The sequence below is a fragment of the Novosphingopyxis sp. genome, assembly GCF_965218915.1.
Taxonomy (GTDB): Bacteria; Pseudomonadota; Alphaproteobacteria; order Sphingomonadales; family Sphingomonadaceae; genus Novosphingopyxis.
The window spans coordinates 577,594-590,575 of the sequence record NZ_OZ244708.1; the positions used below are offsets into that span (position 1 = coordinate 577,594).

Consider the following 12,982-nt stretch of genomic DNA (forward strand, 5'->3'; position numbering starts at 1 on the left):
TGCGCGGATCCCCTCAATCCGAGAACGGATCGCGCACCAGGATCGTGTCGTCGCGCTCGGGGCTGGTCGAGACCAGCGCGACCGGGGTTTCGATCAGCTCCTCGACGCGGCGGATATATTTGATCGCCTGCGCGGGCAGATCGGCCCAGCTGGTCGCGCCCTCGGTGGATTGGCTCCAGCCTTCCATCTCCTCGTAGATCGGCTCCAGCGCCATCTGCTCGCCGGCTTGCGCGGGGAAATAGTCCAGTTCGCGGTCCGGCAGGCGGTAACCGGTGCAGATGCGGATCGTCTCGAAGCCATCGAGCACGTCGAGTTTGGTCAGCGCGATGCCGGTGACGCCGGATACCGCGCAGCTCTGCCGCACCAGCGCCGCGTCGAACCAGCCGCAGCGGCGCTGGCGGCCGGTGACGGTGCCGAATTCATGGCCCCGCTCACCGAGCCGCTGGCCGACCGCGTCCTGCAATTCGGTCGGGAACGGGCCGGAGCCGACGCGGGTGGTGTAGGCCTTGACGATGCCGAGCACGAAACCCGCCGCATGCGGGCCGAGCCCTGTGCCGGACGCGGCCGTGCCGGACACGGTGTTGGACGAGGTGACGAACGGATAGGTGCCGTGATCGACGTCGAGCAGCACGCCCTGTGCGCCTTCGAACAGGATGCGTTTGCCGTCGCGGCGCACCTGATTGAGGCGGCGCCAGACCGGCTCGGCGAAGCCCAGCACATAGGGCGCGATGTCGCGCAATGCTTCGAGCAGCGCGGCGCGGTTCACCGGCGGTTCCCCGAAGCCCGCCCGCAACGCGTCATGATGCGCGCACAATCGATCGAGTTGCGGTTCGAGCGCGTCCAGATGCGCCAGATCGCACACGCGGATCGCGCGCCTGCCGACCTTGTCCTCATAGGCGGGACCGATGCCTCTGCGCGTGGTGCCGATCTTGCCCGCGCCGCTGGCATCCTCGCGCATGCCGTCGAGCTCGCCGTGCAGCGGCAGGATCAGCGCGCAATTGTCGGCCACCGCGAAATTCTCCGGCGTGATCGACACGCCCTGCGCGCTCAGCTTCTCGATCTCGGCCTTCAGCGCCCAGGGATCGAGCACCACGCCATTGCCGATGATCGACAAAGTGCCGGTGACGATGCCGGACGGGAGCAGCGAGAGCTTGTAGACCTCGCCATCGACGACCAGCGTGTGCCCGGCATTATGGCCGCCCTGGAAACGGACCACGACATCGGCCCGGCTGGATAGCCAGTCGACGATCTTGCCCTTGCCCTCGTCGCCCCATTGCGCGCCGATCACGGTGACGTTGGCCAATATCCTGCCCCTGCTGAAAATCGCTCGAAAAGCGCCGCCCTAAAGTCCGGTGCGGTCCAGGTCTAGCCTTCGCGGACCTTTCGGCCCGGTTCGTCCGTTGGAAGGCAAACATGCGAAAGGAACCCCATGACCACCGACACCATCGCCAACTATCCGACGATCGAACTCAACGACGGGCGCTCGATCCCGCAGCTCGGCTTCGGCACTTATCAGATTGAGGCGGACGGAGACGCGGAGTCCGCGGTCCGCAAGGCCGTGGATATCGGCTACCGGCTCGTCGACACCGCCGCGATCTATCGGAACGAGAAAGGCGTGGGCGCCGGTCTAAAGGACCATGACGACATCTGGCTGACGACCAAGGTGTGGAACGAGAGCCAGGGCTATGACCGCACGCTGAAGGCGTTCGGCAAATGCCTCGATCGGCTCGGTCGCGATTCGGTCGATTGCGTGCTGATTCACTGGCCGTGCCCGGGCAACGACAAATATGTCGAGACCTGGAAGGCGTTCATCGAGATTCAAAAGGCCGGCAAGGCCAAGTCGATCGGTGTCTCCAATTTCCTCGAACCGCATCTGAAACGCATCGTCGACGAGACCGGCGTCGCGCCGGTGCTCAACCAGATCGAACTGCACCCGAGCTTCCAGCAGAAAGAGGCGCGTAAAGTGCATGAAGCCATGGGCATCGCGACGCAGAGCTGGAGCCCGCTGGGGCAGGGCGATGCGATGGACAATGATGTCGTGAACGGCCTCGCCGAAAAGCTGGGCCGCACGCCCGCGCAGGTCGTGCTGCGCTGGCACATCGATAACGGGCTGCTGGTGATCCCCAAGGCCTCGTCCGAGGAGCATATGCGCGACAATTTCGGCGTGCTCGATTTCGAGCTGTCGCCGGAAGATCTGGCCGCGTTCGATGCGCTGGATAGCGAGGACGGGCGCATGGGTCCGGACCCTGCGACGATGAACAGCTGAGATTTCAGAACGCTTGGCGTAACTTTTTGGCGATTATGTACCTTGCAAACCCGTTTCATTTTTCGTCACCCCAGCGAAAGCTGGGGCCTCGGGCGGGATCGCCATGAGGCCCGAGATGCCGGCTTTCGCCGGCATGACGAACGAACAAAGGCGGAGCTATGCCGTTTCTGAATCCATCCGACTGGGTTTGCAAAGCACATAATCGCCAACTTTTTACTCTTGTGCTCCTGCTAAGGCAGGAGCCCATCAGGGACCGTCTGATGCTGGGCTCCTGCCTTCGCAGGAGCACAGACGCTAGAACTCTATAGTTTAAGCGGTCCGCCATCCTCCAGCCGATGGCTGCAACCCAGCTTCATGGCATCGTCCTTTTCGCTAAGCGCCGCGACCGTTCGCCAGCCTTCACCGCGAAGGCGGGCGGCATCGGCGATGTCGTGATTCAGCGGCAGGAAAAGCCGGTGCGGCTCCGCTGATGCCTTGCCGACTTCCGCCAGCGCATCGGGATAGAGCGAAAATCCCGTCGCCGGTTCCTCATCGCCATCCTCGCGCGTCAGGCAATAGGTGCCGCCGCGCCCCAGGCTGGCGACATGGCCGTCCGCGTACAGCGTGAACCCGAACCAGCTCTGATATTCGAAGCCGTGGCGTTCGGTCGGGTCGAGCGTCAGGCGGATGTCGTCGGCGATCGGTTTGGCGATGGCGCGCAAGCCCTCGATCCGCGATGCCAGCGCGCCGCCGGCATCGAGCGCCTCCAGCTTGGCCAGCGCCTGCTTATAGGGGCCGGCGGCGGAAATAAGCGGCAGATAATCTTCCGCGCCCAGCGCCGAGAGCCCGCCCGCATCCTTGCTGTCGAGCTCGGCTTTCACATCGGCGAGCCGGTCCGCATCCAGCGGATAACGCGTCTCGGCGAGGCGATCGACCAAGTCCGGCAGCGTAAAATCGACGGTGATGCCGGTGACGCCCGCCGCCTGCAGCGCCTCGATCGCCACACCAACCACTTCGCGCGCCGCCGCCACCTCGTCCGATCCGACGATCTCCGCGCCGATCTGCGTCATCTGCCGTTCGGGACGCAGCTGGCTCGATCGCAGTCGCAGCACCTGCCCGGCATAGCAGAGCCTGAGCGGACGCGGATTATCGGCTAGCCGCGTCGCCGCGATCCGCCCGATTTGCGTGGTCATGTCGGTGCGTAGCGCCAGCGTGCGCTGAGAGATCGGATCGGTGAAGCGCAAATGATCGGTGCGCCCGCCACCCGCGCCGCCGCGTGCCGTCAACGCGCGTTCGGTCTCGGCCAGCGGTGGATCGACGCGGTCATAGCCGTGCGACGACAGTACCGCGAGGACCGCGCGCTCGATTTCCGCGCCGCGCTCGGCCGCCGGGGCCAGCCGGTCGCGGAAACCGACCGGCAGCAGATCGGGGCTTTCGCTCATCTGAAACCCCCGCTCATTTGAAGCTGAGCCCCTTCACTTTCTTCACGCCCTCGAGGTTGCAGATCTTCCACATCACCGGCTCGTCCACCGGCTCGTCGACCGAGAGCAGCAGCACCGCCTCGCCCGCCCGCGCGGCGCTGCGGCGGCCAAGATGGAAGGTGCCGATATTGACGCCCGCCTCGCCCAGCGCGGTGCCGACACGGCCGATGAAGCCGGGCACGTCCTCGTTGACGACATAGAGCATGTCGCCCTTCAGATCGGCCTCGATCTTGATGCCGAACATGTCGACCAGGCGCGGCTCGTTCTCGCCGAACAGCGTGCCCGCGACCGAGCGCTCGCCATCCTCGGTGGTGACCGAGACGCGCAGCAGCGTGTGATAATCTTGCGTGCGATCATGCCGGATTTCGCGCACGTCGAGCCCACGCTCGCGCGCGAGATAGGGCGCGTTGACCATGTTCACCGTGTCCGAATAGACGCGCATCAGGCCCGCCAGCACCGCGCCGCTGATCGGCTTGATGTTGAGGGCCGCCGCCGCGCCCTCGACCTCGATCGCGACGCCGCGGATGTCCTTGCCGAGCAGCTGCCCGACCAGCGAGCCGAGCTTTTCGGCCAGCGCCATATAGGGGCGCACGCGCGGCGCTTCCTCGGCCGAGAGGCTGGGCATGTTGAGCGCGTTGGTGACGCCGCCGGTGAGGAGGTAGTCGCTGAGCTGCTCGGCCACCTGGATCGCGACGTTGACCTGCGCCTCATCCGTGGACGCGCCCAGATGCGGGGTGCAGACCAGCCCCGGCGTGCCGAACAGCGGGTTGTCTCTGGCTGGTTCCTCGGCGAATACGTCGAGCGCCGCGCCCGCGACCTGGCCCGATTCCAGCGCCTCCTTCAGCGCCGCCTCGTCGATCAGCCCGCCGCGCGCGCAATTGATGATGCGCACGCCATGCTTGGTCTTGGCCAGCGCGTCCTTCGACAGGATGCCGCGTGTCTGGTCGGTCAGCGGGGTGTGCAGCGTGATGAAGTCCGCGCGGGCGAGCAGCTCGTCGAGCTCGACCTTTTCCACGCCCATCTCCACGGCGCGATCGGGCGTCAGGAACGGATCGAACGCGATCACCTTCATCTTGAGGCCGAGCGCGCGGTCGGCGACGATCGAGCCGATATTGCCCGCGCCGATCAGGCCCAGCGTCTTGCTGGTCAGCTCCACGCCCATGAACTTCGATTTCTCCCATTTGCCCGCCTGCGTCGAGGCATCGGCTTCGGGCAGCTGCCGGGCGAGCGCGAACATCATCGCCACGGCATGTTCGGCGGTGGTGATCGAATTGCCGAACGGCGTGTTCATCACCACCACGCCCTTGGCCGAGGCGGCGGGAATATCGACATTGTCGACGCCGATCCCGGCGCGGCCGACCACCTTGAGATTGGTCGCGGCCTCCAGAATTTCGGGCGTGACCTTGGTCGAGCTGCGGATGGCGAGGCCATCATACTCGCCGATCATCGCCTTGAGTTCGTCCGGGGTCTTGCCGGTGATCTCGTCCACCTCGATCCCGCGGGTCCGGAAAATCTCGGCGGCCTTGGGGGACATGGAATCGGATATCAGGACTTTGGGCATGGGATTTGCCTTTCGGATGTTCCGGGCGCTCCTGCGAAAGCAGGAGCCCAGGGCGTCAAGGGAGTTCCGCTGGGCTCTGGGCCCCTGCTTTCGCAGGAGCGCAGCGGCTCAAGCTCGCTTAGGAAAGCTCGGCTTTCACCTGGGCATAGGCCCATTCGATCCACGGGATCAGGCGTTTCAGGTCTTCCTGCTCCACCGTGCCGCCGCACCACACCCGAAGGCTTGGCGGAGCATCGCGATAGCCGTTGAAATCATAGGCCACGCCCAGCTCTTCGAGCATCGCCGCGATTTTCTTCGGCACCGTAGCCTTGGTCTCGTCGTCCAGCCTGTCGTAGAATGCGCCCTGAAAGACGAAGCACACGCCGGTGTTGGTGCGCAGCTTGGGATCATCGACCATGTTGCGCAGCCAGGGCGTCGCCTCGATCCAGTCGGTCATGATCCTGGCATTGGCGTCGGCCCGGTCATGCATCGCCGGCAGGCCGCCGATGCTCTTGGCCCATTCGAGCGAGGCGATATAATCCTCGGTCGCCATCATCGAGGGCGTGTTGATCGTCGCGCCCTCGAAGATCGCGCGGTTCAACTGCCCGCCTTTCTTGAGGCGAAACAGCTTGGGCAGCGGCCAGCTGGGATCGTAGCTTTCGATCCGCTCGACGGCGCGCGGGCTCAGGATCAGCATGCCGTGCGCGGCCTCCGATCCCATCACCTTTTGCCAGCTGAACGTGGTCGCATCGAGCTTGGGCCAGTCCATCGGCTGCGCGAAGATCGCCGAGGTGGCGTCGTTGATGGTGACGCCGGTGCGGTCGTCCGCGATGAAATCGGTGTCCGCGATGCGCACGCCCGACGTGGTGCCGTTCCAGGTGAACACGATGTCGTTGTCCGCGGGGATCGAGCCCAGATCGGGCAGCTGGCCATAATCGGCGTCGAGAACGGTGAGGTCCTTCAGCTTCAGCTGTTTCGCCGCGTCCTGAATCCAGACGTTTCCGAAACTTTCCCAGGCGGCGACGGTGGCGGGGCCCTTGCCCAGCATCGTCCACATCGCGCATTCCAGCGCGCCGGTATCGGAGCCGGGCATGATGCCGATCAGATAGTCTTGCGGAACGCCGAGCAGCTCGCGGGTCAGATCGATGGCATATTTGAGCCGCTCCTTGCCGATCTTCGACCGATGCGAGCGGCCGAGCGATTCGGTTTTCAAACGGTCGAACGACCAGCCGGGGGGCTTTGCGGTGGGGCCGGAGGAGAAAAAGGGGCGCTCCGGGCGCAATTCGGGTGTATCCACGTCGGTCATTTCAAGCTTCTCCTTGCAGAGAGCGCGCGCCGCGTTGGGACGGCGTGGCCCGCTGGCCGACCTAAAGCGACGTGGCGTCAAGTCAAGCGCTGCACCGCAATAATCGGTAGGACGAGCAATGACGCGGGCCGATATGGTTACGAAGCGGAAAGGTTGTTCGTTTATTGCGCGGCCCATGAAGTTTCGTGCCCGTCCGTGGACCTTGTTGGCCTATTGCGTACCGAGCCTGGTTCCGCTTGCCGTTTCGCTCCGTCTGAACGTCGCGACGTTGATCGAGATCGTGTTGATCGCGATGGCGACGGCGTTCGTCCTGCTTATTCAACGCCGGATCGATCGGCGCGGTTTCGAGCAGGACAAACGTTCCGACGAGGTGCTGCGCGCCGCCGCCTTGCTGGGGGATTACGAGCGCGACGGACGCGGCTGGTTCTGGGAAACGGACCGCCACGGCATCTTGCGCTACATCACTCCGCAGGTCGCGCAGCGGATCGGGCTCGGCTCTGACGAGGTGCTCGGCAAGCAGTTTACCAGCCTGATCGCGCAAATCGGCAAGCGCGACGACGAGCGCGAAGAGCGCAGCTTGGGGTTTCATCTGTCCTCGCGCACCGCGTTCAGCGACATCTCGATCAAGGTCGCTGCCGACGAGGAGCGCTGGTGGTCGGTTTCGGGGCATCCGGTGATCGACGAGTTCGGCAATTTTCAGGGATATCGCGGCAGCGGCACCGACCTCACCGACATGCGCGAGACGCAGAATGCGTTTCAGCAACTCGCGCGCTACGACACGCTGACCGGGCTCGCCAACCGGCTGGAGATCAACCGGCTGCTCGAGCAATCGCTCAAGGGTCACATGGGCAAGATCGAGCCGTGCACACTTTTCCTGCTCGATCTCGATCGGTTCAAGCAGGTCAACGATACGCTCGGCCATCCGGCGGGCGACGCTCTGCTCGAACAGGTGGCCGAGCGGCTGCAGCGGGTAATCGACGAGCATGGCACCGTGGGCCGCATCGGCGGCGACGAGTTCCAGATCGTGCTGCCCAAGCTGACCGGGATCGCCGATCTGGAGAAATTGGCGGCGCGGATCATCGATGCGGTTTCGCTCCCCTATATCGTCGAGGGATCGCAGGTCCGGATCGGCGCGTCGATCGGCATCGCGGTGCACGAGCGCGGCGAGACCAAGCCTTCCGCGCTGGTACGCAATGCCGATCTCGCGCTCTATTGCGCCAAGGACGCCGGGCGTGGCACCTTCCGTTTCTACGAGCAGGCGATGCACGAGCAGGCCTCCGAACGGCGCACGCTGGAAGAGGATCTGCGCGATGCGCTGGGCCGTGGCGAGCTGTCGCTGGTCTACCAGCCGGTGGTCGATGTCGCGACCGAGAAGATTGCCGGCTTCGAGGTGCTGACCCGCTGGGACCATCCCACGCGCGGCAGGATCAGCCCGGACATCTTCATCCCCATTGCCGAAGAGGCCAATCTTATCGCGCGCATCGGCGAATGGACCATTCGCAGCGCCTGCGCGCAGATCGCGGCATGGCCCGAGGGCCTGCGCGTCGCCGTCAACGTCTCGCCGACGCAGTTCGCCGCCGGGGACATCACCGCCGTGGTGCTGAACGCTATCGCCCAGACCGGCATCGCGCCCGCTCAGCTCGAGCTGGAGGTGACCGAGAGCGTGTTCCTGGATGGCGGGAATGACAATATCGACATCTTCAACCGGCTGAAGTCGACCGGCGTTCGTCTCGCGCTCGACGATTTCGGCACCGGCTATTCGGCGCTCGGTTATCTGAAAAAGGTGCCGTTCGACAAGATCAAGATCGACCAGAGCTTCGTGCGGGGCGCCGCGCAGAAGGGCAGCATGAACGGGGCGATCATCGCCTCGATCGTCAGCCTGGCCGAAGCGCTCGGCATGGATACCACCGCGGAAGGGGCCGAAACGCACGACGAGCTGGCGCTGATCCGTCAGCTCGGCTGCAGTCACGTTCAAGGCTACATATACGGCAAACCGATGGATGCCGCGGCCGCCACGACGCTGCTGGGCGAGCGGGGCGGCCATGCCAGCGCCGAGGGGTTTCAGGCCAACCGTCCCCTGCGCAGACGTATCTTCAGACGCATCGGGGTGCACAATGACGGCTTCTGTTACGAAGGGTTGGTGCGCAACATTTCGTCCACCGGAGCGATGATCGACGGGCTGTGGGACGTGCCGGCGGGCACCAGGTTCAGGCTGGAGCTCGACAATCGTCTTCTGGTGGGCGCGACCGCGCGCTGGTCGCAGGAGAACCAGATGGGCGTCGAGTTCGACGAACCGATTGCGCTGGACGCTTTGGGCGATGCCAGCAAGTTCAAGGTCCAGACCGGCTGGCGCGACGGCAGGAATGGCGATGCCGGAGGCATGGCCGGCGCATCGGCCGATAGCGGAGCGCGGCGCGGCTCCGCCTGATCGTTCGCCGATCGTTAACCATGGGGGCTTAGCGTCGCGCCATGGCCTGGCGTTTGCGTCTCCTGTTCCTCCTATTGTCCCCGATCATGGTCGGCGGCTGCGATATGCTGCCGACCGGTCGCGGCGATGCGCCAGCCCGTCCGGCCGCGGCGGTGGGTGGAGCGGCATTTGCTTCAGCGGAAAGCCGCCAGTGCCTGGCCGATCTGGGCAAGGCGTCGGTAGCGTTCGAGGCGCTGCCCAACCGCGATTTCGGGGGCGGGTGCCGCACGATCGACACGGTCAAGCTGCTCGATATCGGCACGCCGACGACCAATCTCGGCGCGCTGACCTGCCCCCTGGCGCGCAATTTCGCCGCTTGGGCGCAATATGCGGTGCAGCCCGCCGCGCGGCAGATGCTGGGCGGTCAGGTGGTGCGGATCGAAACCATGGGCAGCTATGCCTGCCGCAACGTCAACGGCGCATCGTCGGGCAAATTGTCGCAGCACGCCTTTGCCAATGCGGTCGATGTGTCCGCCTTCGTGCTCGCCGACGGCCGCCGGATCAGCGTCGAGCAGGGCTGGAACGGTTCGCCGCAGGAACGGGCTTTCCTTCGCGCGCTGCACGCATCGGCCTGCCGCCGCTTCGGTACCGTGCTCGGTCCCGATTACAATGCGGCGCATTACAACCACCTTCATTTCGACATGTCGGGCGACGGCTATTGCCGCTAGACGCTCGCTCGCTTAGTTCCGCGCCATCATGAGCAAGAAGAACATCAAGGAACGGCGCTTCTACCGCGCCAAACAGGAAGCGCGCTTTGTCGACGACGAAGCGGTCGAGACGCCGCAGACGCTCGATCCGGCCTATCGGCTGGCGTTCCAGGACAAGGATTTCCTGCTGCGCGAGGAACTGCGGCCGGTTCGCTTCCAGCTGGAACTGTTGAAGCCCGAAATGATGCTCGAGGAGCAGGGCATCGGCTCCACCCTCGTCATCTACGGCTCGGCGCGCATCCCCTCGCCCGAAAAGGCGCAAAGCTTGGTCGACGCGGCGGTGGACGACCAGGCCAAGGTAATCGCCGGGCGGCTCGCCGACAAGGCGCGCTATTACGAGGAGGCGCGCAGGCTCGCCTTTCTCGCCAGCAGCAGCGAGTTTCGCGAGACCGACGGCAAGCGCCATTTCGTGGTCTGCTCGGGCGGCGGCCCCTCGATCATGGAAGCCGCCAATCGCGGCGCGGCCGACGCCGGCAAGGAGTCGATCGGGCTCAACATCGTGCTGCCGCACGAGCAGGCACCCAACGGCTATGTCACGCCGTCGCTATCCTTCCGCTTCCATTATTTCGCGCTGCGCAAGATGCACTTCCTGCTGCGCGCCCGCGCCGTCGCAGCCTTTCCCGGCGGGTTCGGCACGTTCGACGAGTTTTTCGAGCTGCTCACCCTGGTGCAGACCGGCAAGGTCGCGAAGATGCCGATCCTGCTCTACGGTCGCGATTTCTGGACGCGGGTGATCGATTTCGACGAGCTGCTGCTCGAAGGCACGATCAGTCCGACCGATCTCGACCTGTTCCGGATCGTCGAGACGGCGGAAGAGGGCTGGCAGAAGATCTGCGAATTCTACGAGCTCGACGCAGCCTGAAACCGCGCACCGTCCGTGGCTCAGCCGGCGGGGGCGGGCTCGGTCGCTTCGCCCACCGTCTTCGCGTCAGTCGCCGCGCCGCCCTCTCCGCCTTCCACCGGCGCGGCCGCGCTTTCGGTCGCGTCGGCGTCGGCCTCACCCTCGGCGGGCGGCGGCGGGAAGGGCAGGTTCGAGCCTTGCGCGTTGAGATAGGCGATGATGTCGGCGCGGTCCTGCGGATCGCCGAGCCCGGCAAAGGTCATCTTGGTCCCCGGCGCGAACTTGCGCGGGCTTTCGAGCCAGCTGCCGAGCTGATCGAACGTCCATTGACCGCCGACCGAGGCCAGCGCGTCGGAGAAGGCGAAACCGCCGACGCCCTTGCCGATCGCCTCGCCGACCACGCCGTGCAGGTTCGGGCCGATGCCGTTGGCCCCACCGGCGTTGATCGTGTGGCAGGCGGCGCATTTCTTGAACACCGCCTCGCCGTGCGCGACGTCCGACTTGGCGAGCAGCGCGGCGAGCGGCGGGCCGCTGGCCGCGCCCGCCGCGGCGGCCGTTTCCTCGATGAAATAGCCCATTTGCTTGCCTTCGGGGTTTTCCGTATGGAAAACGCTGCCGAAGCCGATCGACAGGCCGAGCGCGGCGATGCCGCCCGCGAGGATCCATCCGGCCAGGATATTGTTGCGATCGTCCATGCTCATGCCCTGAATGCGTTGGAGGCGATGCGCAAGGCCGCGCGCGCCCGTGATGATGAGGTCAGGGGCGATTTAGAGGCCGACCGCGCCAGTGGCAAGGCCCGGTGAAGCGATTCCGTGCTCCGGCGCGTTGGAGCTTTCATGTCGAGACCGAAACTGGACCGGAAGCAGGCGTTTTGAACGTAGGGTCGCTCGCGCTCGAAGCTCCGGTCGCTGTCGACCGTCCAGCCGTCCCCGAACGCATCGCCCGTGCGCCGATGCACCGCAGCCTGCGCATACATCTCTGCTATCTCTGGCGTCACCGGCGGCTGCTCGACCTTGCCGACCCGCAAAGCTTTACCGAGCGCGTGCAGGCGCGCAAATTGTTCGATCGCGATCCGCGCTTGCCGCGCCTCACCGATAAAGTTGGAGCGAAGGCTTATGCGGCCGATCGGCTGGGCGAACAATGGACCGTGCCGACCTTGTGGCAAGGCACCGCCCTTCCCGAGATGCCGACGTGGCCCGCGCCGTTCGTGGTCAAATCGCGCCATGGCTGCAATCAGACCGCGTTCGTGCGCGGCGCCGACGAGGACTGGACGACGATCCGCGCGCGGTCGGCGCGCTGGATGAAGCGCGAATATGGTATCTGGCTGGACGAATGGGCCTATCGCGACGTGCCGCGCGGGCTCCTCGTCGAGCCATTTGTCGGGCGCGGCGGCGCTCTGCCGGTCGATTACAAGATCTACGTGTTCGGAGGCCAAGCCGCCTATGTGCAGGTGCATCTCGAGCGCGAATCGGCCCATCGCTGGCTGCTGTTCGACCGCGATCTCAATCCCGTGTCCAACGATCCGAAGGGCGACCGCCCGGCGTTTCCGGGGAGCATTCACGCGATGATCGAGGCGGCGGAAGCGCTGGGACGTGATTTCGATTTCGTGCGCTGCGACTTTTACGACACCGACGCCGGCCCGCGCTTCGGCGAATTTTCCTTCTATCCGGGATCGGGCCTCGATCCGTTCGATCCGGTAGCGCTGGACCGGGCGATCGGCGCGAAATGGGGTGCGGCGTTGGAGCGCGATTCGCGGTTTGGAAGTTCGCGTAAGTCCGACCCACGTAGCGCCGAAACTCAGTCGGAACGTGCTGTGCTGTCGATGAACAGTTTGGTGTCTATGAGTCGAAACGAGGAATTTGATGGCGGGCATGAGTGAGTTCTAGCGTGCCCTGCGGGTTGTAGGACAGGGCCTTGGCGATGGGTTTGAGCAATCCGGCCTGAGATCCCAGCTTTCGCTGGGATGACGCGAATGGCGAGATTTCAAAAACCGGCGTCATCCCAGCGAAAGCTGGGATCTAAGGCGGCTCAGAACAACGCTTCGATCACATGGGCGTACAGATCGTCCCACCCAGGATTATGCTCTTCGATCAGCTCTAATTTCCACGGACGCTGCCAAGCCTTCATCGCTTTCTCACGTCGGATCGCGTCTTCGATGGTTGGGTGCGGTTCGGCGTGGACCAGCCGGCGCAGCTTGTAGCGCCGCGTGAAGACGCTGCCTCTGCCTTCGCGATGTTGGGCGATCCTTGCGGGCAGGTTCGAAGTCACGCCGATGTACAGGACGCCATAACGCCTGTTCGTCATGATGTAGACCCAGCCGCCTTTGCTCATGTGGGCAAGCTTAGTTCTCGATTGCCCGGGATGCCAGCTTTCGCTGGCATGACGTAGTTTTTTG

At 64.9% G+C, this 12,982-nt stretch carries 11 protein-coding genes; 5 read left to right on the forward strand and 6 right to left on the reverse strand.

From position 1 onward, the window contains the following. Positions 1–13: 13 nt before the first annotated feature. The gene (locus tag ACOQPC_RS02755; RefSeq protein ID WP_420607139.1) at positions 14–1,303 is read right to left on the reverse strand and encodes an adenylosuccinate synthase; all 1,290 of its coding nucleotides are present in this window, start codon (positions 1,301–1,303) and stop codon (positions 14–16) included. Positions 1,304–1,429: 126 nt separating this feature from the next. Between ACOQPC_RS02755 and ACOQPC_RS02760 the strand changes: the two genes are divergently transcribed. Further along, entirely contained in the window at positions 1,430–2,266 is an 837-nt protein-coding gene (locus ACOQPC_RS02760) for an aldo/keto reductase (protein ID WP_420607140.1), read from the forward strand. Positions 2,267–2,568: 302 nt separating this feature from the next. On the opposite strand, the gene ACOQPC_RS02765 is transcribed toward ACOQPC_RS02760, so the two are convergent. The 3 genes from ACOQPC_RS02765 to ACOQPC_RS02775 form a co-directional block, all read right to left on the reverse strand. Beyond that, positions 2,569–3,687: an ATP phosphoribosyltransferase regulatory subunit gene (locus tag ACOQPC_RS02765; RefSeq protein ID WP_420607141.1), complete on the reverse strand. Its 1,119-nt coding sequence runs from the start codon at positions 3,685–3,687 to the stop codon at positions 2,569–2,571. 13 nt (positions 3,688–3,700) lie between these two features. Further along, entirely contained in the window at positions 3,701–5,287 is a 1,587-nt protein-coding gene (gene serA / locus ACOQPC_RS02770; protein WP_420607142.1) for a phosphoglycerate dehydrogenase, read from the reverse strand. Between the two features lie 118 nt (positions 5,288–5,405). Continuing rightward, the gene (locus tag ACOQPC_RS02775) at positions 5,406–6,572 is read right to left on the reverse strand and encodes a phosphoserine transaminase (RefSeq protein ID WP_420607143.1); all 1,167 of its coding nucleotides are present in this window, start codon (positions 6,570–6,572) and stop codon (positions 5,406–5,408) included. Between the two features lie 175 nt (positions 6,573–6,747). Between ACOQPC_RS02775 and ACOQPC_RS02780 the strand changes: the two genes are divergently transcribed. The 3 genes from ACOQPC_RS02780 to ACOQPC_RS02790 are packed head-to-tail and all read left to right on the forward strand — an operon-like array spanning position 6,748 to position 10,608. Continuing rightward, positions 6,748–9,000 (forward strand): putative bifunctional diguanylate cyclase/phosphodiesterase, encoded by a 2,253-nt coding sequence (locus ACOQPC_RS02780; protein WP_420607144.1) that lies wholly within the window; start codon positions 6,748–6,750, stop codon positions 8,998–9,000. A 41-nt stretch (positions 9,001–9,041) separates the two neighbouring features. After that, the gene (locus ACOQPC_RS02785) at positions 9,042–9,707 is read left to right on the forward strand and encodes an extensin family protein (protein WP_420607145.1); all 666 of its coding nucleotides are present in this window, start codon (positions 9,042–9,044) and stop codon (positions 9,705–9,707) included. A gap of 28 nt (positions 9,708–9,735) precedes the next feature. Beyond that, positions 9,736–10,608 carry an LOG family protein gene (locus tag ACOQPC_RS02790; RefSeq protein WP_420607146.1) on the forward strand — a complete coding sequence of 291 codons (873 nt, stop codon included), beginning with the start codon at positions 9,736–9,738 and terminating at the stop codon, positions 10,606–10,608. A 20-nt stretch (positions 10,609–10,628) separates the two neighbouring features. Here the strand turns inward: ACOQPC_RS02790 and ACOQPC_RS02795 are convergent, their stop codons facing one another. Further along, entirely contained in the window at positions 10,629–11,282 is a 654-nt protein-coding gene (locus ACOQPC_RS02795) for a c-type cytochrome (RefSeq protein WP_420608051.1), read from the reverse strand. Between the two features lie 176 nt (positions 11,283–11,458). Here ACOQPC_RS02795 and ACOQPC_RS02800 point away from each other — a divergent pair, with 176 nt between their 5' ends. Continuing rightward, the gene (locus ACOQPC_RS02800; RefSeq protein WP_420607147.1) at positions 11,459–12,466 is read left to right on the forward strand and encodes an ATP-grasp fold amidoligase family protein; all 1,008 of its coding nucleotides are present in this window, start codon (positions 11,459–11,461) and stop codon (positions 12,464–12,466) included. Between the two features lie 149 nt (positions 12,467–12,615). Here the strand turns inward: ACOQPC_RS02800 and ACOQPC_RS02805 are convergent, their stop codons facing one another. Next, positions 12,616–12,918, reverse strand: coding sequence for a GIY-YIG nuclease family protein (locus ACOQPC_RS02805; protein ID WP_420607148.1), 303 nt, complete (start codon positions 12,916–12,918; stop codon positions 12,616–12,618). Positions 12,919–12,982: the final 64 nt, after the last annotated feature.

Coding starts and splice junctions, on each gene's coding strand:
- serA (WP_420607142.1), bottom strand. CDS start 5,287: ATGCCCAAAGTCCTGATATCCGATTCCATGTCCCCCAAGGCCGCCGAG.
- ACOQPC_RS02790 (WP_420607146.1), top strand. CDS start 9,736: ATGAGCAAGAAGAACATCAAGGAACGGCGCTTCTACCGCGCCAAACAG.
- ACOQPC_RS02780 (WP_420607144.1), top strand. CDS start 6,748: ATGAAGTTTCGTGCCCGTCCGTGGACCTTGTTGGCCTATTGCGTACCG.
- ACOQPC_RS02760 (WP_420607140.1), top strand. CDS start 1,430: ATGACCACCGACACCATCGCCAACTATCCGACGATCGAACTCAACGAC.
- ACOQPC_RS02795 (WP_420608051.1), bottom strand. CDS start 11,282: ATGGACGATCGCAACAATATCCTGGCCGGATGGATCCTCGCGGGCGGC.
- ACOQPC_RS02805 (WP_420607148.1), bottom strand. CDS start 12,918: ATGAGCAAAGGCGGCTGGGTCTACATCATGACGAACAGGCGTTATGGC.
- ACOQPC_RS02775 (WP_420607143.1), bottom strand. CDS start 6,572: ATGACCGACGTGGATACACCCGAATTGCGCCCGGAGCGCCCCTTTTTC.
- ACOQPC_RS02765 (WP_420607141.1), bottom strand. CDS start 3,687: ATGAGCGAAAGCCCCGATCTGCTGCCGGTCGGTTTCCGCGACCGGCTG.
- ACOQPC_RS02785 (WP_420607145.1), top strand. CDS start 9,042: ATGGCCTGGCGTTTGCGTCTCCTGTTCCTCCTATTGTCCCCGATCATG.